Source organism: Epilithonimonas bovis DSM 19482 (assembly GCF_900108115.1).
GTDB lineage: Bacteria > Bacteroidota > Bacteroidia > Flavobacteriales > Weeksellaceae > Epilithonimonas > Epilithonimonas bovis.
In genome coordinates this window covers 58,709-84,519 of the sequence record NZ_FTPU01000009.1, presented here as the reverse complement: position 1 = coordinate 84,519, position 25,811 = coordinate 58,709, and the positions used below count along the sequence as shown (strand labels likewise).

General features: G+C 38.8%; 25 protein-coding genes. 11 read left to right on the top strand and 14 right to left on the bottom strand.

Annotated elements, in window-relative coordinates; all coding sequences use genetic code 11:
- Positions 1-222 precede the first annotated feature (222 nt).
- From gldB to B0B05_RS05595, 6 genes are all read left to right on the top strand, one after another.
- On the top strand, positions 223-1,206 hold the full coding sequence (gene gldB / locus B0B05_RS05620) for a gliding motility lipoprotein GldB (RefSeq protein ID WP_076782504.1): 984 nt from the start codon (positions 223-225) through the stop codon (positions 1,204-1,206).
- A gap of 159 nt (positions 1,207-1,365) precedes the next feature.
- A complete protein-coding gene (gldC, locus tag B0B05_RS05615) occupies positions 1,366-1,692 on the top strand; it encodes a gliding motility protein GldC (RefSeq protein WP_076782502.1) in 327 nt (108 codons plus the stop codon).
- 93 nt (positions 1,693-1,785) lie between these two features.
- A complete protein-coding gene (locus B0B05_RS05610) occupies positions 1,786-2,946 on the top strand; it encodes a cystathionine gamma-synthase (RefSeq protein ID WP_076782500.1) in 1,161 nt (386 codons plus the stop codon).
- A gap of 60 nt (positions 2,947-3,006) precedes the next feature.
- Positions 3,007-3,501 carry a GNAT family N-acetyltransferase gene (locus tag B0B05_RS05605; RefSeq protein WP_221406969.1) on the top strand — a complete coding sequence of 165 codons (495 nt, stop codon included), beginning with the start codon at positions 3,007-3,009 and terminating at the stop codon, positions 3,499-3,501.
- A 26-nt stretch (positions 3,502-3,527) separates the two neighbouring features.
- On the top strand, positions 3,528-4,394 hold the full coding sequence (gene pheA, locus B0B05_RS05600; RefSeq protein ID WP_076782498.1) for a prephenate dehydratase: 867 nt from the start codon (positions 3,528-3,530) through the stop codon (positions 4,392-4,394).
- A 44-nt stretch (positions 4,395-4,438) separates the two neighbouring features.
- A complete protein-coding gene (locus tag B0B05_RS05595) occupies positions 4,439-6,622 on the top strand; it encodes a DUF2339 domain-containing protein (protein WP_076782497.1) in 2,184 nt (727 codons plus the stop codon).
- Between the two features lie 141 nt (positions 6,623-6,763).
- On the opposite strand, the gene B0B05_RS05590 is transcribed toward B0B05_RS05595, so the two are convergent.
- The 5 genes from B0B05_RS05590 to B0B05_RS05570 all read right to left on the bottom strand — a co-directional run bounded on the left by B0B05_RS05590 (position 6,764) and on the right by B0B05_RS05570 (position 12,153).
- Positions 6,764-8,179 (bottom strand): APC family permease, encoded by a 1,416-nt coding sequence (locus B0B05_RS05590; RefSeq protein ID WP_076782496.1) that lies wholly within the window; start codon positions 8,177-8,179, stop codon positions 6,764-6,766.
- Between the two features lie 369 nt (positions 8,180-8,548).
- Positions 8,549-8,845: a hypothetical protein gene (locus B0B05_RS05585; RefSeq protein ID WP_076782495.1), complete on the bottom strand. Its 297-nt coding sequence runs from the start codon at positions 8,843-8,845 to the stop codon at positions 8,549-8,551.
- A gap of 66 nt (positions 8,846-8,911) precedes the next feature.
- Complete coding sequence (locus B0B05_RS05580; protein ID WP_076782494.1) at positions 8,912-9,886, bottom strand: 2-hydroxyacid dehydrogenase; 975 nt, start codon at positions 9,884-9,886, stop codon at positions 8,912-8,914.
- Between the two features lie 212 nt (positions 9,887-10,098).
- Positions 10,099-10,779 carry a DedA family protein gene (locus B0B05_RS05575; protein WP_076782493.1) on the bottom strand — a complete coding sequence of 227 codons (681 nt, stop codon included), beginning with the start codon at positions 10,777-10,779 and terminating at the stop codon, positions 10,099-10,101.
- 93 nt (positions 10,780-10,872) lie between these two features.
- Positions 10,873-12,153: a replication-associated recombination protein A gene (locus tag B0B05_RS05570; RefSeq protein ID WP_076782492.1), complete on the bottom strand. Its 1,281-nt coding sequence runs from the start codon at positions 12,151-12,153 to the stop codon at positions 10,873-10,875.
- A 136-nt stretch (positions 12,154-12,289) separates the two neighbouring features.
- On the opposite strand from B0B05_RS05570, the gene B0B05_RS05565 reads away from it, so the two are divergent.
- Both B0B05_RS05565 and B0B05_RS05560 read left to right on the top strand, forming a co-directional pair.
- Positions 12,290-12,826 carry a DUF2975 domain-containing protein gene (locus tag B0B05_RS05565; RefSeq protein WP_076782491.1) on the top strand — a complete coding sequence of 179 codons (537 nt, stop codon included), beginning with the start codon at positions 12,290-12,292 and terminating at the stop codon, positions 12,824-12,826.
- 3 nt (positions 12,827-12,829) lie between these two features.
- The gene (locus tag B0B05_RS05560) at positions 12,830-13,042 is read left to right on the top strand and encodes a helix-turn-helix domain-containing protein (protein ID WP_076782490.1); all 213 of its coding nucleotides are present in this window, start codon (positions 12,830-12,832) and stop codon (positions 13,040-13,042) included.
- A gap of 3 nt (positions 13,043-13,045) precedes the next feature.
- Here the strand turns inward: B0B05_RS05560 and B0B05_RS05555 are convergent, their stop codons facing one another.
- The 6 genes from B0B05_RS05555 to rlmN all read right to left on the bottom strand — a co-directional run bounded on the left by B0B05_RS05555 (position 13,046) and on the right by rlmN (position 17,422).
- Entirely contained in the window at positions 13,046-14,023 is a 978-nt protein-coding gene (locus B0B05_RS05555; protein ID WP_076782489.1) for a polyprenyl synthetase family protein, read from the bottom strand.
- A 271-nt stretch (positions 14,024-14,294) separates the two neighbouring features.
- On the bottom strand, positions 14,295-15,176 hold the full coding sequence (locus B0B05_RS05550) for a hypothetical protein (RefSeq protein ID WP_076782574.1): 882 nt from the start codon (positions 15,174-15,176) through the stop codon (positions 14,295-14,297).
- Positions 15,177-15,185: 9 nt separating this feature from the next.
- Positions 15,186-15,698: a 5' nucleotidase, NT5C type gene (locus B0B05_RS05545; RefSeq protein ID WP_076782488.1), complete on the bottom strand. Its 513-nt coding sequence runs from the start codon at positions 15,696-15,698 to the stop codon at positions 15,186-15,188.
- Between the two features lie 72 nt (positions 15,699-15,770).
- On the bottom strand, positions 15,771-16,031 hold the full coding sequence (locus tag B0B05_RS05540) for a Txe/YoeB family addiction module toxin (protein ID WP_262488140.1): 261 nt from the start codon (positions 16,029-16,031) through the stop codon (positions 15,771-15,773).
- 15 nt (positions 16,032-16,046) lie between these two features.
- A complete protein-coding gene (locus B0B05_RS05535) occupies positions 16,047-16,286 on the bottom strand; it encodes a hypothetical protein (protein ID WP_076782486.1) in 240 nt (79 codons plus the stop codon).
- A gap of 101 nt (positions 16,287-16,387) precedes the next feature.
- Positions 16,388-17,422 carry a dual-specificity RNA methyltransferase RlmN gene (gene rlmN, locus B0B05_RS05530; protein WP_076782571.1) on the bottom strand — a complete coding sequence of 345 codons (1,035 nt, stop codon included), beginning with the start codon at positions 17,420-17,422 and terminating at the stop codon, positions 16,388-16,390.
- Positions 17,423-17,732: 310 nt separating this feature from the next.
- On the opposite strand from rlmN, the gene B0B05_RS05525 reads away from it, so the two are divergent.
- A complete protein-coding gene (locus B0B05_RS05525; protein ID WP_076782485.1) occupies positions 17,733-20,063 on the top strand; it encodes a hypothetical protein in 2,331 nt (776 codons plus the stop codon).
- 22 nt (positions 20,064-20,085) lie between these two features.
- On the opposite strand, the gene B0B05_RS05520 is transcribed toward B0B05_RS05525, so the two are convergent.
- The 3 genes from B0B05_RS05520 to B0B05_RS05510 all read right to left on the bottom strand — a co-directional run bounded on the left by B0B05_RS05520 (position 20,086) and on the right by B0B05_RS05510 (position 23,111).
- On the bottom strand, positions 20,086-20,898 hold the full coding sequence (locus B0B05_RS05520; RefSeq protein WP_076782484.1) for a 5'-nucleotidase, lipoprotein e(P4) family: 813 nt from the start codon (positions 20,896-20,898) through the stop codon (positions 20,086-20,088).
- Between the two features lie 73 nt (positions 20,899-20,971).
- On the bottom strand, positions 20,972-22,174 hold the full coding sequence (locus tag B0B05_RS05515; protein ID WP_076782483.1) for a Pycsar system effector family protein: 1,203 nt from the start codon (positions 22,172-22,174) through the stop codon (positions 20,972-20,974).
- Between the two features lie 70 nt (positions 22,175-22,244).
- Positions 22,245-23,111: an aldose 1-epimerase family protein gene (locus B0B05_RS05510; RefSeq protein WP_076782482.1), complete on the bottom strand. Its 867-nt coding sequence runs from the start codon at positions 23,109-23,111 to the stop codon at positions 22,245-22,247.
- Between the two features lie 147 nt (positions 23,112-23,258).
- Between B0B05_RS05510 and B0B05_RS05505 the strand changes: the two genes are divergently transcribed.
- Complete coding sequence (locus B0B05_RS05505) at positions 23,259-24,425, top strand: sensor histidine kinase (RefSeq protein ID WP_076782481.1); 1,167 nt, start codon at positions 23,259-23,261, stop codon at positions 24,423-24,425.
- Between the two features lie 31 nt (positions 24,426-24,456).
- The gene (locus B0B05_RS05500) at positions 24,457-25,809 is read left to right on the top strand and encodes a DEAD/DEAH box helicase (RefSeq protein ID WP_076782480.1); all 1,353 of its coding nucleotides are present in this window, start codon (positions 24,457-24,459) and stop codon (positions 25,807-25,809) included.
- The last annotated feature ends 2 nt before the right edge of the window (positions 25,810-25,811 follow it).

Below are 25,811 nucleotides of genomic sequence, written 5' to 3'. Positions count from 1 at the left end.
GGGCAAGTCCCTCTCTTTTGGAGAGGGATTTAGGGTGAGGATAAAACAAAAAGGCCGGGCTCCGGGCAGTCGCTCTCGCTTAGGCGAGGAGCTCCAACAATGCCCTGCGCCCTCACGCGCTGCGCAACTTTTGAAACATTAACGAAAATTATGAGCTTTCGCTTCTTTTAAACTGTCTCAAAAGCATTATTTTTGTTTTTCCAAAATCGTAATGTAAAAATAATGAAGTTTTTCCGATATATCTGTTTTTCGGCAATAATTGTTTCCAGTTTGTGGGCTTGCAAAAAAGATTCTGTAAATCCCTGGGATGTCGAGATCAAAAATCCTGTCAAAAATGTGAAGGTTACAGATTTGTCAGGAGAGTTTTATAATCCTTCCGTTAATCTGGACGATTTTAAGAAAAAATATCCGTGGTTTCAGGGTTCTGTCCCGGATGCTGATTACCAGGTCCGAAGAAAAGATACCGCAGAAATCAAAATATATAAAGAAGCTATTGCTAAAATCAATAAAAATCAACTGAAAACGGATCTCGATGATCTATTTTCCCGCATCAGGAATTATTTTCCGGCTTTTGTCCCGCCTCATGTCTATCTGTATTCATCCGTTGTTGATCCTCAGAATGTTACAGATCCTATATTTTTGCGGGAAGACCAGAATATGCTGTTTGTAGATATTACCGCTTTTATGGGAGACGGCAACAGCAATTATAAAGGCTTGGAATTATATTTTCAGAAATCAATGAATCCTGATAATTTGGTGCCGAAGATTTCAGCTTTTTTTGCCGCCAGATTAGTTCCTGTGCAGGCAGATCAGCAGAAGTTTCTGGATCAGATGATCTATCAGGGCAAGATGCAGATTTTGCAGGATGCATTTCTTCCGAAAACACCGGATTATCTCAAGATAAATTATACCAAAGAACAATACCAGTGGGCTGTCGCCAACGAAGCCAACATCTGGAATTATTTTGTGGAAAATGATTTGTTGTTTAGCCCGGATCCTAATTTGGCAGAGCGCTTTATTACCGTTGGGCCATTTTCAAAATTCTATACAGAAGTGGACAGGGAAAGTTCTCCCCAAATTGCCATCTGGACAGGCTGGCAAATTTGCAAACATTACCTGAAAGCGCATCCGGAAGAAAAGCTGCAGGTCTTTTTGAAGAAAAATGCAACTGAAATCTTTAACGGATCGGATTACAGGCCAAAGTAGAGTTTTAGAGTTGAGAAAGAAATTTTCTTTTGCTAAGTTCGAAGTTGATTCTACGTTTGTCGAAGCTCCTTTGTAAACCTAAAAACCAGTTAATAATTTTAAAAAAAACTTTATGGACTTTGTGTCCAAATAAGAATGTAAATATTAAAAATAAAATCAATGAAAAAATCAAAAATAGTTATAGATGTAGAGCTGGACGATAATCACGTCCCGGAAAAAATATTTTGGAAAGCCGAAGATGGCGGTATCAAAAGACAGGAAACCAAAGCAGCAATGATCTCTGTTTGGGACAGCAAAGCAATGGAAGCGCTTAGGATCGACCTTTGGACAAAAGATATGCCTGTAGATGAAATGAAGCGGTTTTTTCATCAGATTTTAGTTTCTATCGGACACACTTATCAGCGTGCCACCAGCGAAGATGATGTAGCAGAATGGATGGGTGAGGTTGCAGAAGAATTTGCTGTGAAATCGGCGATAAAAATGTAAAAAAAATAATGTACGAATGTAAAAGTATAACAATGTAACAATCTTAAAGCATTGGTAAACTGATACATTGTTATATTGCTAAATTATTATAATATGAAATTCAATACAAAAGTAATACACGGCGGGCAACACCACGAGCCGGTAACAGGTGCCGTAAATGTTCCCGTTTTTTTAACATCAACATTTGCACAAAAAAGCCCAGGGCAACTCATCTCCGGTTACGAATATTCGCGAGGTGCTAATCCTACAAGACAGGCTTTGGAAGACTCTCTGGCAAGTATCGAAAACGGAGCGAGAGGTCTGGCTTTCGGTTCCGGTCTGGCTGCTATCGATTGTGTTTTGAAATTGCTGAATCCCGGTGATGAAGTGATTGCTGTGGATGACCTCTACGGCGGTTCTTACAGGATGTTCACCAGATTATTTGAGAAATATCAGCTCAAATTTACATTCATCGGTTTTGATAATGTGGAAGAACTGGAAAGTACCATTACAGATAAAACAAAACTGATTTGGCTGGAAACACCAACCAATCCTTTGATGAAACTGGTAGATATCAAAATGGTTGCTGATGCCGTCAAAGGAAAAGATATTCTGGTGGCGGTAGATAATACTTTTGCAAGCCCTTATATCCAGAAACCATTGGATCTGGGGGCTGATATTGTAATGCATTCTGCAACCAAATATCTCGGCGGGCATTCTGATGTGATCGCTGGTGCTTTGATTGCAAAAGATGCAGAACTGGGAGAAAAATTACATTTTATCCAGTTTGCGAGTGGTGGAATTTTGGGACCTCACGATTCTTATTTGGTTTTGAGAGGTATCAAAACTTTAGCATTGAGAATGCAAAGACATTCCGATAACGGTTTTGAGGTTGCAAAGTATCTGGAGAATCATTCTTTGGTGGATAAGATTTTCTATCCGGGATTATCGTCTCATCCGCAATATGATTTGGCAACAAGGCAAATGACCGAATTTGGCGGTATGGTTTCTTTCACATTCAAGTCCGGGAAAAAAGAAGATGCAATAAAATTCTTAGAAAATATCAAAGTATTTACGTTGGCAGAATCTCTGGGCGGCGTAGAATCTTTGGCAAATCTGCCTGCAATGATGACGCATGCATCTATTCCTGCGGATAAAAGAGCCGTTCTTGGGATCACCGATGACTTGGTGAGATTAAGCGTTGGGATAGAAGATGCAGAAGATCTGATTGCTGATCTGGAACAGGCATTTTCTAAGTTGTCGGTTGGCAGTTGATTGTTGACAGCAAACTAAAAAATCTATCAACTATAAACCAACAACTATCACCCAATTAAGATGACTTTTCGTGATGCTACTTTAGAAGACCTTCCCATAATTGTGGAAATTTATAATTCTACAGTGGCATCACGACTGGTTACTGCTGATCTTGAACCTGTCTCGGTTGAGAGCAAACTCGGTTGGTTTCATCAGCATAATCCCGATTTTCGTCCGCTTTGGATCGTTTTAGATTCGGATAAAAATACAGTGGGCTGGGTGAGTTTTCAGGATTTTTATGGACGCCCGGCTTACCAGAAAACAGCGGAAATCAGTATTTATCTGGATGAGAAATACCGTGGGAAAGGTTTTGGAAAGAAGGTTCTGGAACTGTCTTTGGAAAAATGTCCCGCTTTGGGAATAGAAAATATTTTGGCTTTTATTTTTGCTCATAATCTTGCAAGCCTTACTCTGTTTGAGAAGTTTGGATTCGAATTATGGGGCAATCTCAAAAATATCGCAGAACTGGATGGCGAAAAAAGCAGCCTTGTTATTCTTGGGAAATCATTAATATAACGTAGTTTTGTTTTTTAATTTTATTAATGAAAATAGCATTCCTGGGTCCCGAAGCCTCTTTTACACAGTTAACAGCCACGCAATTATTTCCAAACGAAAATCTGATTGCCAAAGCCAATATATTAGATTGCTTTTTGGCTGTTCAGAATAACGAAGTAGATAAGGCGGTTGTACCTTTGGAAAACTCGATAGAAGGTACGGTTTCTATGACGCTGGATTACCTATTCCAGACGCCGGATATCAGGGTTGAGGCAGAAGCAATCATGCCGATTGCCCACCAGCTGATGATACATCCCGGGCAGGATAATGGTGAGGCTATTGAGAAAATCTATTCTCATCCGCAGGCACTGGCGCAGACTTTTAATTTCCTGAATCAGCATTATCCCGAAGTTCCCAAACAGGATTTTGCATCTACAGCAGCTGCCGCAAAACGGGTTTCCGAAAATCCGGATCGTAAAATGGCCGCCGTGGCCAATAAGTTTGCAGCCCAGCTATACGGGTTGAAAATTATCAATGAAAACATCCACGACTTCGAGCAGAATCATACACGGTTCATTGTTATTTCAAATAGTTCTGTTTCACTCAATACAGAGGAGAATTTTGACAGCAACCTAAAAACTTCCGGAGAAAAAACAGGTCTTCTCATTACGCTTCCGCAGGATCATCCCGGTGGTCTGCATCAGGTTTTATCGGTCTTTGCATGGCGCAAAATGAACCTTAGTAAAATAGAATCCCGAACGCTGAAAACAGGGCTGGGCCATTATTTTTTCTTTGTAACAGTTGTTGGCGGATGGGATGACCTGCTTTACATCAATTCGGTTGACGAATTGCAGGCCTTAGGCGCTGATGTTAAGTTCCTGGGGAATTATAAGGAGTTTTTGCTGGAGTCTTAGGTTCGGTTTTTGTAATGATATTTTTATCTTTATAAAAAAAACGGATGACTGTTGCTCTATTTCTTTTACTTCTCCTGATCGGATTTTACTTCTACAATCAATTACAGAACAGGATTGATGAGCTGAAAAAACAAATTGATGATCTCAAAGGTTATCGTACTGCTCAACCGACAGCTGAAGTTCCAAAAGAAGAAAAGCCTTCTGCTACGAACTTAGATTCTCACCCGGTTATTCTCCAAAACAAACGTTCCGAGGATATGATATCCGAAAACAAAACCAATTGGATAGATCTGTTTTCCAATTTCATCAGAGAAAATATCCTCACAGTTCTGGGGATTATAACCCTCATTTTAGGGGTCGGTTATTTTGTAAAATATGCTATTGATAAAAACTGGATAGGGGAGACGGCGCGAGTTTCTATAGGTATTTTTGCGGGATTGGCTATTGCTTTTACAGGTTTTCTGTTGCGCAAAAATTACAGGATTTATTCCTACATTCTTACAGGTGGCGCAGTCGTGATGCTCTACTTCAGTATTACCCTTGGGTTTAGAGAATATCATTTATTTTCTCAAACTTCCGCTTTTATTGTTCTGATTGGTATTACGCTTTTCGCAATCGCTCTGGCCTATTTTTACAGCAGCGAAGTTCTGATTCTCATCGCAACCATCGGCGGTTTTTGTGCGCCATTGATGGTGAGCACTGGCGAGAGCAATTATCCATTTCTCTTCGGTTATATCACCTTACTCAATTTTGGGATGTTGGCTATTACGTTCCTGAAAAACTGGAAAAGCCTTGGTTGGGTTTGTTTCGTTCTCAGCAGTCTTTACTTTTCTGGCTGGGTTTTTTCTGAACCGCAAATGATTAGTACAATTTATCTTTATCTTTTTTATTTCACATTTTATGCCTTTGCGCTGGCAGATATGTTCAGGCAGAAAGTATTACAAAAATTCGATATACTGATGCTGGTTTTGATCAATATTTTTGTGGTTGCAGCATTGGTTTATGTATTCAAAGTGCTTGACTATGAACCTGTCATTCTTATTCCGATATCTTTTGCGGTGATCAATGCGGTATTTTTATTAAGAGAAATCAAGTCGAAAAATTACGATACCAACTTCTCTGTTTTTTCGGGATTGATTATTAGTCTTCTGACTTTTTCGGTAGCCGTCTATCTCAATAATTATGTCATGACAAGTTTTTGGGCAACAGAGAGCGTCTTGCTGATGTTTCTTTGGCAAAAAACAGGGCAATCCATCTTTAAACGGTTTTTCAAATACATTTTCTGTTTGATGATCATTGCACAGATTTTTACGTGGAGCCATTATTATGATTCCGACAATTTGCCATTGATAGCTAATAAGGTATTTATAACAAGCTTCTGGACAGGTTTGTCCGTTATTGCTAATTTGATAGTGGTCAATTATTTCGATAAAAATAAAGAATCAAGATCCGGGAGAGCTTTTGGGTTGCTTAGTCTGGCAGCATTTTTATTATTCTACTTCATATTTTTGTTTGAATTATACTATCATATTCGGGAACTCGAAAACAACAGGATCATCATATTGATGCTTTTTTACAGCGTTTACTATGCTGCTGCAGTTTTGGTTTTACAATCTTTTGTTAAGATTGGCGATTATTGGGATTCGGGTCTGGGTTATTTGCTTTTAGGATTGTTTATCGGTTTGTCAGGCTTTGCAACAGTTACCGATTCCATACTGGTTTTTAGGGCTTCCAATGGCTTTTTTGGATTATACCTGTTGTATCTTATCCCGTTGGTTTATCTTATTCAGAAGCTTTTCAGAAACAAAGCATTTCTGACAGCAGATTACAACGTTTGGCTGTTGATGTTCACTGTCATATTTGTGATTTGCTGCGAAATCAATCATCTGTATTTGGTTTATTCTATCGGGAAACTACAGGAAATAGTGCATCTGCAGGAGCGTTTTGTTGTCTTCTACCTGCCAATTATATGGGCAGTTTTGGGTGTCTCTATGATATACTTTGGCATCCGAAGATCTCTGCCGGAATTGACGAAATGCGGATTTGCCTTGATAGGATTGATGATTATTAAGCTGTATGCTTATGATATTTGGAAGATGGATAATATTTCCAGAATCATCGCATTTATTGCGCTTGGATTGATTTTGTTGATTAGCTCATTCACATTTCAAAAGTTGAAATTGATGCTGAGAAAGGTTATCGATAAAGATAAAAATAGCGAATCATAACTGATCTGGCGACCTGCCATATCAAATCAAAATTAATGATATTGATATGGTTGTCAAAGTAATAATTAGCATCTTCAAAATCAAAACAATTGTAAAAAACTTAAACTTCCTTTTACAATAATTCAGGCGTATAAACTTAACTTATAATTTCTCTCTGTTTCTTCTGTTAATCAGAAAATAAACCGGCAAACCGAGTAAAATCAATCCTAATCCCGGCCAGGTATATTGAGGCTTATAAATGAATAGAAGGATGCAAAATCCCGTTCCGATCAAAAGATAAAGAATCGGCGTGAAGGGATAAAGAAAAGTTTTGTATCCTCTTTCCAGATCAGGCTTTTTGATTCTCAGATAGATCACACCAAAAACCGTAATCATATAAAACAGAACGATTACAAAAGAGATCATATCCAACAGGTCGCCGTATTGGCCGCTTAAACAAAGCAAACTCGCCCAAATGCCCTGCATCCAAAGTGATTTTTCAGGGACACCATTTTTATTGTTTTCGATGGCTGGTTTTAAGAATAGGCCGTCTTTGGCCATGGTTTGGAAAACTCTGGCTCCGGCCAAAACAATGCCGTTTACACAGCCAAATGTTGAGATCATTACGAGGATGGCAATAATCACCGTTCCGGCATTACCAAACATTTTTTCTGCCGCGGCAACTGCCACTCTGTCATTCGCCGCAAATGCGATCGAGTCTCTGTCCAATGCATTCAGGTAAACAAAATTAACAAGTAGGTACAGCAACATTACGGCAGAAGTTCCCAGGATCATTGCTTTTACCACGTTCTTTTTCGGATTCTCGATCTCACCAGAAATAAAAGTCACATTTTCCCATGCCACCGAACTGAATACAGAACCTACCATCGCCGCTGCAATGCCGCTCAAGATCGTTGTCCCGGTAATCTGCTGCCAGCCAAGTTTTAGAAAATTACCTTTGTCGTCCTTTGCCAGATTATTGAAGGCATCAAAACCAAAACTCATGTTGGAGCTCCAGTTAGATTGTTTTATCAAAACAAAGCCGAGAATAATCAATGCAAGCAATGCAATGACTTTGGATGAGGTGAAAATATTTTGCAGGATTTTCCCACTTTCAACGCCTTTTGTATTAATAAACGTCAGAAAAAGAATTACAAATATTGCCAGGATTTGGATCCAGGTAATTTTAAACTCACCACTTTGGAAAATGGGTGCCGCATCATTAAGTGCGGGAACTAAGTAAGCGGTAAACTTCCCAAAAGCAACCGCAACAGCCGCAATGGTACCGGTTTGTATGACCGTGAACATGCCCCAGCCGTAAAGGAATCCCATTGGTTTTCCAAAGATTTCTGTAATATAAGTATATTGCCCGCCCGCCTTTGGGAACATCGCCGACAATTCTCCGTAACTGATAGCTGCGGCAACAGTCATCACCGCGGTGATTAGCCAAACAATGATCAGCCAGTAGCCGGAACCAAGATTCCGCATAATGTCTGCACTCACGATAAAAATCCCACTCCCGATCATCGATCCCATCACAATCATCACGGCGTCCCAAAGTTTGAGCTTTTTCTCCATAGTTTTATTTATAAATCAAATATATAAAAACTAATGAATGATTGTGTCAGAATAGTTTTAGCCAAAAGAAATAAGATAGAATAAAGATAAAAATACTGTCAATGAGTTCACATAATCTTGAAAATAGTTCAATCTAATGGTATGATACCATTGGTTTGTAAATGAATAAAAAAAAGACTACTCAAAAAAGCAGTCTTATGATTTTATAGGCTCACCTGATAATTTAAAAATAGCAAGTCTTCGGTAATCTTTCAATTCTCGCAGATTCTTACGATTATGCAGATCCTTAACTTTGAATATGCTCAATCTGTAAAATCAGCGAGGATAACTGTTTTCCCAATATGAAATTAAGTTCCGACCTCAATAAATTTATTCCAAGAGATCGTCGTTTTCTTCTTCGTGATCGTCATCCTGGTCAGATTCGCTCCAGTAATTGTTTTCTTCATCCTCGGAGCCTATTTCTTCGCTGTCGTTATCGGCATCAGATCCGGGAACATCCAGATCCATTTCCATATCGTATTCGTTAGTTTCATTTTCGTCGTAGATAGGATTTCCGTTTTCATCCAGAGGAATTGGTTTTTCCTGGTTAAAAACATCTTCACTGGATTTATAGTTCATTTCTTTCAGATTCCTGTTTTGTTCATTAATGTTATCTTCTGGTATCATAATAATATTGTTTGATTAATTTTTATTGATTAAGACAAATATAGTTCCATTATTGGATTCTGTCAACTAAATATTATAAACTTCCGGATTGACACAATTTGGCATTGTTTTGCCCGATGCAAAGGCAACAATATTCTCAGCAGATAATCTGGCCATGCCATCGCGTGCCTCTACTGTTGCAGAACCTATATGAGGCAGCACACAGGCATTAGGGAGCAAAAGTAACGGGTTTGCTTTTTTCATCGGCTCAGGATTGGTAACATCCAGACCAGCACCCCATATTTTGTTTGTGATGAGTGCCTGATACAGGTCATCTTCATTATGAAAACCGCCTCTTGCAGTATTGACAAAAATGGCATTGGATTTCATCTTTTCAAAAACAGTTTGGTCAAAGAGATTGGCCTGGTCTGGCGTATAATTGGCATGGATGCTGATCACATCAGATTTTTGAATCAATTGATCAAAACTCACATATTCTGCATCGAGTTCTTTTTCTGCATCATTGTTTTGATGTCTGTTATGATAAATAATCTTCATCCCAAAAGCAGCTTTACACTTTTCTGCCATCTCAAAACCAATTCTGCCCAATCCAAAAATACCAAGCGTTTTACCGTATAATTCCTGACCGAGTTCTTCCAGCGCATCAAAGTCTTTCCAGTTGCCGGATTTGACTTTCTCTATATTATAGTTTACTTTTCGGGAAACCATTTGCAGCAGGAGGAAAGCGACGTCTGATGTTGCTCTGCTGAGAACCTCCGGTGTGTTGCCCACAGGGATTTTCCTTTTGGAAGCTTCTGCAATATCCACATTATTATAACCCACGGAGAAGAGCGCGATGGCTTTTATATTCGGGTAATTTTCCAAAAAGTTTGAGTCAATTTTTGTTCCGCCTACATTCAGGAAGGCCTCAGCGGTTTGAAGGTGCTGCTGTATTTCTTCTTTAGAAAAATCTCGGTTTTCGGGGTATACCAGGTCTAATTGTGCTTTTCTCAGTATGTCGATTCCTACTTGCGGGATTTTTTTGTTGATGAATACTTTCATTTTAATTTTTTACAAATGTTATCAAATAGTCTACCACAGGCTGTTTTTTCAGCATCGAATTGTGCAGCCCGGCCTGAATGGAGCTCATCACGAAAATCAGCTGGGGATTGGCGGCTGAGTTTTTGGGATAGCGGGAATGGAGGACGGATAAGCTGCCCAAATAAAAAAAAACCGGAAAATGAATCCCGGTTTCTATTATTGTATTGTCAAATTTAGTCTTGTGTTGGTCTTTCTTTATCTTTTGTGAAAAAGAACTTGATGACGATTGGCAGGGTGGTTACCAAAACAATGACGATGATAATCAGTTCCAGTTTTTTCTTAAGATCGATATCAAACTGGTCCATAAATAATTTATCAAGGTAATGTCCTGCAAAAATGAGAATATAAGACCACGCCACTGCGCCAATGATGTTGTGTAAAAAGAACTTCTTTTTGTCCATCTTCACGATCCCGGCAACAATAGGTGCAAAAGTCCTTACGATTGGGAGAAAACGGGCTAATATAACGGCAACTGTCCCATGGTCTTCAAAAAAATCATGCGCTTTGAACAGGTATTTTTTCTTGAAGAGGAAAGTATCTTTTTTCTCATAAAGCATAGGCCCGCTTTTGTATCCAAACCAGTATCCAATCTCGTTCCCAATAACCGCTGCCAATGCTACGGCAGTCGCCAAAATTGTAGTATCCAGAAAATCTGAGCCTGTAGAACCGAATGTTGTGCTGATAATATCCACGGCATAGATACCGGAGATAAACAGCAAACTGTCGCCAGGCAAAAAGAAACCAATGAATAAGCCTGTCTCAGCAAAAATGATAAATAATATCAGCCAAAATCCGCCTAATTGAATATAAAATTCGGGGTTAAGTAAGTCTTTCCAACTTTCAAAGTGATCCATATAATTGTGTGTTTCGCAAATATATTAAAAACCAAATTGAAAAACCCGGTTCAGATGCGATTTTTACAATTTATTTTGCGAAATAATGGTAGCTTAGAGATCATATTTTTTTCCCCATTTTTCTTTCAGCTGCTCTTTGATTTTTTTCTCGGTTGAGTTATTGGCGGGCTGGTAAAAAGCGGTTCCTTTGATCTCATCCGGCAGAAACTCCAGATCTACAAAATTACCTTCGTATGAGTGTGCATACTGGTAATCTTTGCCATAGTCCAGATCTTTCATCAGTTTGGTTGGCGCATTCCTCAGATGGAGCGGCACGGGCAGGTTTCCGGTTTTTTTTACAAAAGCCAGAGCCTGGTTAATCGCATTGTATGTTGAATTACTTTTTGGTGAAACGGCCAGATAAACCGCTGTTTCGCTCAGGATAATTCTGGCTTCGGGATTACCGATGATGTTAATGGCCTGAAAACAATTGTTAGCCATTACCAGTGCATTGGGGTTGGCAAGTCCAATGTCTTCTGCGGCCAGAATCAGCATCCGCCGGGCAATAAATTTGATGTCTTCACCGCCAGCCAGCATTCTCGCGAGCCAATAAACGGCACCGTTGGGATCTGAGCCGCGCATTGATTTGATAAAAGCCGAAATAATGTCATAATGCTGCTCACCATTTTTGTCATACAGGGCCATAGTCTCCTGCAAAACAGAAAGCACATTCTTATTAGTGATTTTATTTTTCTCAGCAGATTTGTATTGATTAAGAACCAATTCTACAGAGTTGATCAGCTTTCTCGCGTCACCACCGGAATATTGGATGAAGGCTTCTTTCTCTTCGAGGTAAAATTTGGTGTTGTTGAGTTCGTTATATTTTGCTGTGGCGATGTTGGCCAGTTCCTCCAGTTTTTCAAAAGTCAAAGCCTTCAGGATATAAACCTGCGAACGGGAAAGTAGGGCAGAAACCACTTCAAAGCTCGGGTTTTCTGTAGTAGCACCAATCAGGACAATCCATCCTTTTTCTACGGCGTGAAGCAAGGAGTCCTGTTGGGATTTGTTGAAACGATGAATCTCATCAATGAACAGAATCGGGCTTTTGCCGGAGAAAAGATTCTGTTTTTTGGCTTCTTCGATAATGTCTCTTACATCTTTTACACCGGATGATACTGCAGAAAGTTTGTAAAATTTACGCCCTGATTTTTCTGAGATAATCTCTGCAAGCGTGGTTTTACCCGTTCCCGGAGGTCCCCAGAAAATAAGGGAATTGATGGTGTCATTTTCCAGCATTTTGCGGATCGTCCCGTTTTTTCCGGTCAGATGTTCCTGTCCCAAAACATCATCAAGCGTTTTTGGGCGCAGAATTTCGGCAAGAGGCGAATTGTTCATCTTTCAAAATTACGGAAATTATATACTTTTCGAAAAATATAAATTAAAGCAATAGTTGATTTTAATGTTAAAGATGAAATATTTATTGTTTATCAATAAATATTTTTTGATATTTGTAAGATTAAAATTATTTTGAATGAAAACAAAACAAATTCTTTCTATTCTGAATGTACTTGCTTGGATAGCATTTATAGGGCTATGTATCCAAACAGGAACTTTTCTGATTGCAGGTATTACAGGTCTTATGTTTGAAGGAACTAGTCAATCAAAAATTGCAGTGATTGGTTATGATTTCTCAGATTTACATTTTCAGACCAAAACCAATTTTATCTACCTCATTTCTATTCTTATTTTCTTTTCAGCATCAAAAGCTTATTTATTTTATCTGACTACTGAAATTTTGAAGAAAATTAATTTAGAAAATCCATTCAATAAAATTATCTCAGATTTGATTTTAAAAATCAGCTACGTCTCTTTTGAAATTTGGATTGTTTGGGTAGTTATTGACCAATATATAGAAGGTTTGGTCAAAAGTGGTTACGATGTTTCTACAATCAAAAATCATTTAGACTCTGCAGGAAGTTTCATTTTCCTTGCCGGAATCATCTATGTTATAGCACAGATCTTCAAAAGAGGAATCGAATTACAAAATGAAAACGACCTTACCATTTAAGTTATGCCAATAATTGTAAATTTAGACGTGATGATGGCAAAACGGAAAATGTCATTGAATGAGCTGTCCGAAAAAGTAGATTTAACGCTTTCTAATCTTTCAATCCTGAAAACAGGAAAAGCTAAAGCTGTTCGTTTCAGTACGTTAGAAGCGATTTGCAAAGCTCTGGATTGTCAGCCTGCAGATATTTTAGAATATCGAGAAGAAGAAAAATAAGATTTACAATTTTCTCGCAATCACATAATCCAGCATTAGTTTCATTGCTTTTTTGGCTTCGTTATCGGGGAACTCCGCAAGGATATCCAATGCTTTTTGCTGGTAGTCTTTCATCACTGTTATCGCATAATCCATACCGCCGGATGACTTTACAAATTCGACCAGTTCACGCACTTTTTTGCTGTCGTTGTTGTATCGTTTGATGGTGGCAAAATATTTTTTGTAATTCTCTGGATTGGCATTTTTCAACGTATAGATCAACGGCAGAGTCATCTTTTGTTCCTTGATGTCGATCCCGACCGGTTTCCCAATGATGTTGCTCGTCTGATAATCAAAAAGGTCATCTTTAATCTGGAACGCCATCCCGGTATAAGTCCCGAATTGCTGCATTTTTTTCGCCGTTGCCTCATCTACACCATTGGATAAAACGCCCACTTCGCAACAGGCAGCAATTAGCGTGGCTGTTTTCTGACGGATAATTTCGTAATAGACATCTTCTGTAATGTCCAGTTTTCGAGCCTTTTCCAACTGCAGCAGTTCACCTTCAGACATTTCCCGGATGGTTCTCGCAATCACAGCCAAAAGGTCAAAATCACGGTTGTCTGTAGAAAGTAAAACCGATTTCGATAGCAGGTAATCGCCTACCAATACAGCGATTTTGTTTTTCCAAAGGGCGTTAATCGAGAAGAAATTCCTGCGTTTAAAACTCTCATCCACCACATCATCGTGCACCAGTGTTGCCGTGTGGATCAGCTCAATCATACTGGCGCCGCGGAAGGTTTTTTCGTTCACATTACCCACCAGCTTCGCACAGAGAAAAACAAACATTGGGCGCATCTGTTTACCCTTTGTGGTTACAATAAAACGTGTCACTTTGTCCAGCAGCGGCACATTACTTTTCATAGATTCATAAAACTTCTGTTCAAAAAGTTTCATTTCGTCAGAGATCGGTGCTTTGATGAGTTCTACTGTATTTGCCACGTTTTGCGTTTATAGATTGATGTTTTTTGGAGCAAGAACATTCAACTTTTAATGAACTTCCCAACCCGCTGTCCGCTGTATCTTTTTTATAAATTGTTCTTCGAGAGCCTCAGAATGACAATTTATAAAAAAGGATGCCGCTTCCATCGGGGCTATGTTCAGGTGTTGTCTGTCGGTCGCCCCCAAAATGATAGATGAAATTGAGAGAAATACAGGTGTCTAACATCTAATATTTCACGTCTTACATCTATTTATTATCCTACAAATATAATTATTCTAAATCTTTAAACGGTATAAAATAAAGACTTTGCGGCACTTTTTTGATTTTGATAGAGAAACGTTCGCCGGAGATATAGATTCCTTTTTCGGTGGCGGTAACGCCTTCAATCTGGCCTATATTATAAGCTCTTCCCAGAAAATATTTTTTAGCGGGTTGGTTAAAGAAAAGGTTGCCAGTATCATCTTTTTCAAAAATCATCAGGTAAACCATTGCTTTTTTGGTATACCCCACCACATACAGTTTGTTTTCCCATAGCGATGAATCTGTCACAACAAATCCGGTATTATAACTTTCCAGCTTTTGCGCCGGTTGATTTTCCTTCAGATTTTTATCAATCAAATAATGAGTAACGGTGTTTGTCACCCATTCTTTGGTGAAAAGATGAATGTTGGCATCCAAAAAAATCATCGCCTCAGCATCAAAATTATTGTTAATGTTTTTGGGCGTAAAATCAGTTTGTTCAGGATAAAAAAACGGAATGGTTTTAATTGAATCAACAACCAAAGAATCATTTCTGAAAGGGATCTGATAAACTTTTAAGTCTTTTCGGTTTCCCAAATTATTCCCAAATTCCCCTATGTAAAAATCTTTGCCATCATTGGTAATGGCTTCCCAGTCGATGTTGGCAAGACCGGTTTGGAAGGTTTTTTCAATATGCGGGCTTCCTGGTTTTATTTCGAATATTTCGCTGCTATTACCACTGTCATTGAAGGAGAATAGCTTCCCGTCAAAATTGGTCAGGCCAGAGCTTTCCCTCAACGAATCGCTAAGCACTGCAATATGGTATTTTTTGAGATTTAGTTTTTTAACGCTTTGTGCAAAAAGCGGAACGTTGAGCAGGATTAATAAAAAAAATAGAATCTGTTTTTTCATCGCAGTCATTTAAAGGATATTAATGATATCATCCCAGCCTGTAACTCTTGTGGCCTTTTCTACATCCCGATTGCTGTTATGGGGCTGAGAAAACAGGACTCTTTGTCCGGGGAAAATATTCAGGTTTTTTGGATGGTCATCAATCATAATATCACCTTTTATAAAATCCTTCCTGCCACAGAACATCATTTGTTTCCAGCTGATAAAAGGGAAATGCTCAGCCAGCCATTCTGCTTTTTCGGTCAGGCTATTCGGGAATTCTGTTGCAGATGAAATTATAAGAACATTGTATTTTTTATTAAGGTAATCAAGGCCTTGGAATGCATTTTCCATCACAGGAACAGTGCGGAAGAAGTTTTTGGTATTGACATCTTCCAAAAAATTAGGGAAAGCTTCCTCCTCCAATAATCCGGAAATGTTGTCCCACAGGATTTTTTCACCACTTCTTTGGTATTCGTAATCGATGAAATGTTGGTTGGTATTGGCTAAAACGCCATCCATATCTACAAGAATCGTCTTCATATTGTAAAAATAGGAAGAGATTTTTTGAGCGGGAAATTTAAATGATTAAAAGATTGTAAAAGAATTTTGAGATTATTTATCATCGTAATGCCCGAATGCCGAGATGACTTCTATCAGAACTTCATCTTCAAAAACTTCATAGATTAATCTGTGCCTTTGATCTATTCTGCGAGACCATTGACCGATTCTTCCATATTTTAATGGCTCGGGTTTTCCTATTCCATCAAAAGGAGTTTCTCTTAATTCGTCTAAAATTTTGTCGATCTTTTTTAATAAAATTATTGAACCCGCTTTTCTGTGCTTTTTCAAGTGTTCTTTAGCTTCGTCGGAAATAATTAATAAAAAAACTCATAATCCCAAAAGTTCCTTTTGAAGTTCCTTAGTAAGAACTGTTTTCTTTCCTGATTTTAAATCTGATATACCTATATCAATCATTTCAAGGTTCTTCGGATTTTCAAACCATTTGTCACCGCTTGGGCTTGGGTTTTTAAATTCTTCTTCGGAGAACTCGAAATCCAATGCGGAAAGAACTTTCTTCAGCGTAGAAAGCTGTTTTTTACTCGTGTATTTTACTTTGATTGTTCCCATTTTGAATTTAATTTAAACTCAAATATAGTAAACTATTCGGTTAAAATAAACCAAATGGTTTACTATTAAATTAATCGGTGTATTTTTTTATATACAGAATTTTACTCTGCAGATTTATTCGCCAATTGCCCGCAGGCCGCATCAATATCGCTGCCACGGCTTTTACGCACAACAATCGTAATGCCTGCTTTTTCCAGTTCGCGCACGTATTTTTCTTCGGCAGCGATGCTTCTGTGATCAAATTTCCCTTCACCAATTGGATTGTACTGGATCAGATTGACTTTACTTGGAACTTGTCTGCAATATTTTATCAGAGCTTTGATGTCTTCATCACCATCATTGATGCCTTTCCAGACGCAATATTCAAAAGTAATAGGGGAGCCGGTTTTCTGATACCAGTATTGCAAAGAATCCATAATATCTGTCAAAGGGAACTTTTCAGAAAAAGGCATTATTTCGTTGCGTTTATGCTCAATTGCGGAATGAAGAGAAAGTGCTAATTTTACTTTCAGTTCTTCATCAGCAAGCATTTTTATCATCTTCGGGATCCCGGATGTAGAAACCGTAATTCTTCTAGGTGACATTCCCAAACCTTCTGGCTTTGTGATTTTATGGATGGCTTCTACAACATTTTTGTAGTTCATCATCGGTTCGCCCATTCCCATAAACACGATGTTGGTGAGCGGCCTGTCAAAATATTCTTTGCTTTGGCGGTCAATCAGCGCAACCTGATCAACAATCTCAGCCACCTCCAGGTTTCGCATTCTTTTGAGCTTGGCAGTGGCACAAAATTCACAGTTGAGAGAGCAGCCTACCTGTGAAGAAACACAGGCTGTACTTCGGGATTCAGTGGGAATCAGAACAGATTCTACCAATAATCCGTCGTGAAGTTTGACGCCGTTTTTTATAGTCCCGTCCGTTGATTTTTGTAATAAATCAACCGCAATTGGATTGATGAAAAAATCACGTGTCAGATTCTCACGCAACGGTTTGGAAAGATTCGTCATCTCATCAAAAGAATGCAAATTCTTGCTCCAAAGCCAGTCATAAACCTGCTTGGCACGGAATGGCTTGTCGCCAATCGAGCTAAAGTAATCTTTGAGCTGGTCCAGGGAAAGTGTGCGGATGTCTTTCAAAACGTTCTGAAATTTTTGCAAAGATAAGGTTTTAGGGAGATAAACTAAAAATGTGATAATTTATGATAAGGTTGGGTTTATTAGAAAATTTCAATAGTATGAAGCGCCCGGATTATCTTAATTTTGTATTTTTCTATATGAATCGATGGACTTCGTTGCTAGATTTGAGCGGACTCTTCGACTAGCTCATAGTGATAAAGCGGAAGCGGAAGACGAAAAATAGCGCCAAACAATTTAAAGTATTTTGAATTATAATCCGACTTTATTTATAATCCGATAATTTTTTACATTTGCATTGATTTTTACTGATATGGAATTCCAAGCCTTTTACGAAAGCCCTTTTGTACTGAAGTTTTCTTTTGAAAAACTCATCCGGAAAATGGAAGTTGAAGCTTCTGTAAATCAGGAATATGCGCTTTCGCATCAACGGATTCTGGATAAAGCTAAAGAATTTCCTGAACTTATCAATGGTGTCAGTAACCTTGTTTTTTTTGAAAAGAATGAGTTGCTGATGAAGGAGCTTTTACGCGATCTTTTCCCGCCAATGCTTACAGGTAACGAGATCAAAGCCATTGGTTTTCCTTTTTATAATTTCTTTTTTAATCCTACAGAGCGGTTTCAAAAGATCATAAAAAGTGCAGGAGAAAATTTTGATATGTTTATCAAAGGCTTAGATCCGCATCGGTTTTATGTAATGAGCTGCTGTATTATTTTGAGGGATTTTTACAAAGTGCCACTCAATCTGTCGATGCCGTTTATCTTTGATATTCCTAATGAAGAAGGTGTCGTCAACCATTACCGTTTTCTTAATAATGTCGATTTTATAGAGGTCAACCCGCTAGATAATTATAGAAATCTGGCCAAGGACGAAATTGCAGAATTGTTGGATAATTTTGATGATTATGAGCTTTGGAAAGAAAAATTCCCACCTAAAAGCTGGGAGCTCAAGGGTTTTGCTGTCATCAGTTTTTTTGATGCAACAACAGAAATTGCTGTTTCTAACCTTAAAACCAAACTTATAAATCTGGAAGATGATAAAAACCTAAAACCGGAACTTAACAAGATCTTCCGTTCTATTTTTCAGGTTCCGGATTTGGAGTTAGGTTATACGGCAATTGATATCGAAGAAAATAAGTTTGTAAGAAATTCTATAAATGGCGTGATTGACAGCTTTATACTATCAGGTACGCCAAAAGATTTCAGCAATGAGCTGTTATGTGAAAAAAATTTCAACAGCCTGCTAGAATCCAGGAAATTTTTCAGCATTTCTGATGTCGAGAAAACCTATCGTGAATTTCCGGAAAGCCAATTGGCAAAGCAGTTCTACAAATCGGGGTTTCAAAGTGCTATTTTTGCGCCTATTATCAAAGACAAAAAAATTCTTGGGATTATTGAACTGGTTTCCCGAAAAAAAATGCTGAACAGCATTAATGCTAACAAAATGGAAATCGTAATGCCTTATCTGGAAGATACGATGGACAGGCTTTACGACGGCATCGAGACAAGAATCCAGGCAATTATCCAAAGGGAATATACGGCCATCCATCCAAGTGTTTACTGGAAATTCCGTCAGGAAGCCGAGCGCCATATCGGTTTTTATAAAGAAGGATTTGATCTGCCTTACCGCAATATCACTTTCCAAAACCTTACGCCACTGTTTGGGCAAACGGACATCCGTAATTCTTCGGTTTCCCGAAATCTGGCCATAAAAAAAGATTTGGAAATCAATCTTATGCTGATTTCCGACCTTTTCAAAAATCTGAGTTCTGATAATGACCTGGATGCTGTTAATCAAAAACTGATTAATACGCAGCATCTGTTAAATAATGGTCTGAAAGCCGATACAGAAAGCATAGTCCAAAATTTTATTCTGACAGAAGTCCATCCATTGCTGGAATCGATAAAGCTGCAAAATACCCATTACAATTATAGCGTAACCGAATATTATAAGCAGCTGGATCCCCAAACAGGATTGGTATATAATTTCCGCCAAAAATTTGATGAAAGTTTGTCATCCATCAATAAGCATTTGGCTGATATCCTGGATAAACGTCAGGAAGAACAACAGCACCGATTTCCGTTTTATTATGAACGGTTCAAAACGGATGGCGTAGAGCATAATATATACATTGGCTCGTCGATAGATCCGGATTTGAGTTATGATCCTGTTTTTCTTAAAAACCTGCGCCTATGGCAGTTGCGTGTACTGTGCGAGACAGAGATAGATTACGCAAAACACAAAAAACGACTGACTTATCCGATGGATGTTTCTTCGTTGATTTTGGTTTACAGCACGCCGATCAGCATCAGATTCCGTATGGACGAGAAACGTTTTGATGTGGACGGAAGCTACAATGCACGCTACGAAATGATCAAAAAACGTATTGATAAATCAATCGTGAAAAACTCTCAGGAACGTGTTACCCAGCCGGGAAAAATCAGTATCATCTATTCTCAGGAAAAGGAACGTAATGAATACCTGAAACTGATCAAACTTCTACAAAACCAGCATATCCTGGAACCTCAGGTCGAAGAGCTGGAAGTAGAAGATTTGCAGGGCATTAATGGATTACGGGCTTTGCGTGTCGCCGTGAATTATCAAGCGGAACACGTAACGTACGATTTTGTGGAAAATCTATAATTAAATAAGCGGAAAAAATAGCTTAATAATTTTTCAGTTCAGCTTTGATCGCAGCCTCTTTTTGTGCAGGTGATAATTTGTAATTATATTGATACAGTGCACTTTCCCAGTCACCATAGTTAGGGTTGGGCAAGACGATGAATTTTTTGCCAAATTCGCTGGCCAGTTTTTGCGTATTGGCTGTTCTTTCTGCTTCGGTTTTATGATCAAAAAGATTGCTGAAATCCGCCAAATTATCACCAATGTAAAGTAAAATATGATAAGAGCTTTCCAGTTTTTGCCGTCTTTCTTCTTTGCTGGAAGCCGTGGTTCTCAGGATAAGGTGCGAGTCGTCAGCATAAGGCAAGCCAAATTTTTTAAGGTTTGCCAGTGTACCTGTTCTTTCTTTCTCGTCCCGATTGGACACATAGAAAACTTCTACATTTTTGGATGCAGCGTATTTAAAAAATTTTGGAGCGCCGGCAACAGTATCTGCTATGGCCCGGCTGGTCCAGTCACGCCAAGAGTCCGCATCATAATCTTTTCCCAGTAATGACTGGTGTACAGCGTAGGGAGAATTGTCCAAAACCGTTTCGTCAATATCTGTGATAACGGCCTTTGGGCGCTTGTCGGTATTATTGTTCAGGTTCTCATCCAGCCGCAGCGTGGCAATGTTATAGGCCTGAAAGCACAGTGCTTTATATTCTGCCGCCTTCTGCTGAAAAAATGAGGTAAACAGTTTGCCTCCGACAGTCAGCTGGTTGTTTTTCTCAGCCGTATTTTGGATGTTTTGTTGAGAAGTGCAGGAATATACAGTTACAATTCCCAGCAAAGCGATACTTTTTATATAATTCATTTTGATTTAAAAATTTTGATGTTAACTCAATGGAAAACAGGTGTCATCAACTAGATTATTTTTTGGTCATACATTACAAGGTCACGTTTCTGAAGGCCACTACAAAAGTGATAACGGAAACGACAATGCCAATGGTAAAAACGGTGTAAGTTAACCGCAATAATTTGTATTTTCTGTTGAGAACCACCCCCAGGTAATAGAGGTCTTTTATCATGGCGTCGTACAGGTATTTCCGGTCATTCATCATCTCCTTCATCGCCCAGACATATTCATCAACAGGCATTTTATAAAAATTTCCGAAGAAGAGAAGGTTGACTTTTTTATCTTCGATTTCTTTTCTTGTAAATGTGCCGCTGGAGACCTTGGGGCGCGTTGACATAATCGAAAGAATGATGGATACCACGCTGAACATGATCATAATAAAAGTCGGGATGATAAGATGCGAATTGCTGGGCGCGTCCAGTTTGGGTACCAATGTAGAAAGTGCCACCGAAATAATAATGGAATTAACGGAAAGCAGGATATTAGCCTTGCTGTCGGCAATCTGGCTCAACTTGGTGTGATTGCTGAGTGTCACGCGGAACATCGTTTCTATGCCACGTTCCGGCGTTTCCATCTTCTCAAGCTTTTTTTTGTTTAGAAGTGCTTTATCCTTTTCCAGATTGTCTTTTTCTTTTTTTTCCTGTTTCAGGGTTTTAATTTTTGCCAGTATTTTTTCGACATTTTTTTCTTTTTCCGGTTGCCAGTTTTCCTTTGCAAAATTGGTATAGAACTGGTGTTTTGCAAAGAAATTAATATTTAATTCAGCCCATTTTAACTTACTGAATTTCTGATGATGCACCTCTTTGATCTCCTGTCTCAGGTTTTCGCCAATCCTGAAATAGTCATCCGAGGCCAGATGGTACAAATCTGCATCTTTGATAATCTCTTCCTGATGATTTTTGGGTTTATAGAATTTGTCTGTGGCCAGGATCAACTCGCTGATTTTTGAGATACGTCCTTCATCCAGCTGATATTGCCTCAGAAAAGTTTCTGCCAGTTTTTTACTTTCTTCCTCATGGTTTTCGCAGTCAACGATATAGCCGACATCGTGGAACCAAGCTGCTAAAAGCAGATTTTCTGTGTCTTCGGGATTAATATGCTCTTCTTTGCTAAGGATTTTCACCTTATCCACAACCTGAATGGTGTGCTCCAGATTATGATAAGAATAGGAAGAAGATAACTTATCTTTCAATAAATTTCTTACATAGTCTTCTGTGATTTTTAAAATATCCATAAAGAGTTATTTAAACAAATTTAGTAAAGTCATCTTAGCTAATCAGTCAATTTTTTGTAAAAAATTAGATTTATATAATCTCAACAGCCCAGTTTGCCGTCCAGTCTCCGCCTTTTTCTAGTCTTAGAATCCCAAATTTTTCTGTTAATTGCTGATTATGATTTTCCAGATCTGCAATGCCCTGCCAAGGTTCGAGACAAACAAAATCGGCATTTTTGGCTGCCCAGATCCCAAAATAAGGGAAGTTTGAAAAAATAAAAATTACTTTATGATGGTTCTTGTTATTTCTCAGGATCAATTCTTTGCTTCTCATATTGGTCATAACAAGCGCGTCTTTTGAGAATAATTCGTAGGACAAAGGAAGTACCTTGTTTTCTAAGTCTATTGTTTTTGTTTGATTACTAATAAGGTTGTCGACAAGTGGGTGGATTTGCAGTTCATCATCATTAGAGAAAGCGATTTCGTAATCGTTATAATTCAATCCGTTTTCTGTATCAATTGCAAACCCCGGATGTGCTCCCAGAGAAAAATACATTTGTTTTTGGGAAAGGTTTTTTACCAGGTAATCCACAGTAAGTTTATTAGCAGCCAAAGTATATTTGATTTCCAAACTAAATTGGAATGGATAGATTTTCAGAGATTCTTCATCAGAAGTTAATTCAAAAACAACTTCATTTTCAGAAGATTCTTTTACTGCAAAAATTCTCCTTCTTGCAAAACCGTGGCGAGGCAATTCATAAGTTTGGTTTTCAAAAATATATTGCTCATTCTTCAATGCCCCAATGATTGGGAAAAGTACAGGGCTTATCCCGCTCCAAAAATCCGGGTTGCCGCTCCACATAATCTCTTTTCCGGTTTCTATATTGATAAGGGAAACCAGTTCTGCTCCCAAATTGTTGAATGTTGCCCTGAGTTTATCATTTTGAATCGTGATCATTTATCTTAATTTTTCCAGTACAAATATCAATAATAAACTTTGATTATGGGGTAACAAAATCATAACACTACATTATTTTTCTCTCATACAATAAATCCCTAAATTGCCGTTTGAATTGTAACTTTTGGCAACAATAAGCAAAAACAGATGAACGGATTTAATTTTCTGAAGCGGATTAACAGTTGGGTGGTTTATATGACACTTACCGCGATTGTTTTCGGAATTGCCATTTCTTCGTTCCTGATGATCAGTCAACTTCGTAAGCAGGAGATCCAGAAGGTTAACCTGATTGCGGCAGCGCTTAAAGCTTACACAGATGATGAGATCTCGGCAGATCCCAAGATTCAGGAATTGTATCTTGCTGTAATGCAGGATAATACCAATCTGCCGATTATTGTCACCGATAAAAAGAAAACCCCTATTTTCCAGGCTAATATCCCATCAGATGTAGAACAGGACTCTGTTAAACTCAAAAGTCTTATCCAGAAAATGGAAAACTCTTACGAGCCTTTTGTTGTAGAATTACCTTCGGGACAAAATCAGTATATCTATTATGATAACTCGGATTTGCTCAATTATTTCCGGTATTATCCTTATATATTGGCGTTGTTTATTGGCGCTTATCTGCTTTTCTCCTTTTGGTTTCTAAGAACGCTCAAGAAAACCGATGAAGGTTTTGTATGGGCAGGTTTGGCCAAAGAAACGGCGCACCAGATTGGCACACCGCTGTCATCCATGATTGGCTGGGTAGAGATTATGAAGCTGGAAGATGAGAACAGCCTGGGCGTAAAAGAACTGGAGAAGGATGTCGACCGGCTAAAGACCATCTCAGAAAGATTTTCCAAAATTGGATCTGTTCCGGAACTGAATGATCTGGATCTTAATGAGACGATTCAGCAGAACTATGATTACCTCAAGAGTCGGATCTCTACAAAAGTGCATTTCACATTCAAGAAAAGTTATGAGCCTATCCTGGTGCCACACAGCAAAATCCTGATCAGCTGGATTGTAGAAAACCTGGTGAAAAATGCGGTGGATGCTATGAAGGGAGAAGGGCGCCTGGAAATATCCCTCTATAAAAAAAACAGGAATGTCTATATCGATGTCAAAGATAATGGCAGCGGTATGACCAAGCAGCAGATGAGAAATGCCTTCAAACCAGGGTTTTCCACCAAAAAACGGGGTTGGGGACTGGGGCTGTCGCTTACAAAAAGGGTGATAGAAGAGTACCACAATGGCGAGGTGAGAATTGCGCAGTCAGAGGTGGGGAAAGGCACTACTTTTCGCATTATCCTGAAGGAAGGGCAGAAGTAATCCAACAAAAAAATAAGTTTATCTTTGCAAAATGAAGAAAACCACTTTTGCAGATTTCGAATTGCCGGAAAAGGTCCTGGATGTTTTAGCCGACTTAGATTTATTTGAGCCAACGCCGATTCAGGAGAAAAGCATCAAGCCCATACTATCTGGCCGTGATGTCATGGGAATTGCACAGACCGGAACCGGCAAAACGCTGGCTTATCTGCTGCCTGTCCTCAAAGCCTGGAAGTACAACAAAACAGGAAACCCAACCGTTTTGGTTTTGGTTCCTACCCGCGAGCTGGTGGTGCAGGTAACAGAAGTTATCGAAAAACTAACAGAGAATCTAACGGCAAGAGTGATTGGCGTATATGGTGGGAAAAATATTAATACGCAGAAACTGCTGTTCAATAACGGGTGTGATATTCTGGTAGGAACACCGGGACGAGTGATGGATTTGTCGATTGATAACGCCATCTCTCTGAGAGAAGTGGGTAAACTGATTATTGATGAATTTGACGAAATGCTGAATCTTGGTTTTCGCCCGCAACTCACTCACATTTTTGAAATGATGAAGGAAAAACGCCAGAACATTCTGTTTTCTGCAACTATGACAGATGCTGTGGATGAGATGCTGAATGAATATTTTGCAGGCCCTTTAGAAATTTCACTGGCAAGATCCGGTACACCTCTGGAGAAAATTGCACAATCGGCCATCCCGGTAGAGAACTTCAATACCAAACTGAACCTGCTTATCCATCTTCTGAAAACTGAAGATAATCTGGAGAAAATCCTGATTTTTGCTAATAATAAAAAGCACGCTGACCTTATTTTTGAAAAACTGGATCATGAATTTCCTGGCGAGTTTGGTGTCATCCATTCCAATAAATCTCAGAATTTCCGTCTGCGAGTGATGCAAGAATTTACCAAAGAGCAATTGCGTGGCGTGATTACCACGGATATTATGGCAAGAGGTCTTGATATCCCTGATATTTCCCATGTCTTCAACTTTGAGATTCCTGAAGTCCCTGAACAGTACATTCACAGGATTGGTAGGACGGGCCGTGCTGATAAAGAGGGGATTGCTATCAGTTTCTTTACAAAGAAAGAAGAATCCCAGCTGTTGGATATCGAATTATTGATGGATAAAGAAATCAATAAATCCGAATTCCCGCAAGAAGTTGTAATCTCCAAAGTGAAGATTGCTTCGGAAAAAGATGAGGTCAAGATGAAACATCTTACTACCGCCAAACTTAACGAAGGCGAATCGGCCTTCCACGAGAAAAAAGACAAGAATAAAAAAATTAATCTGGGTGGGCCAACCAAACGAAAAGCACCAAAGAAATTCGGGGCCAACAGAGCGCAACAGAAGGCAAAATCAAAAGCCAAGCGAAAAAAATAACA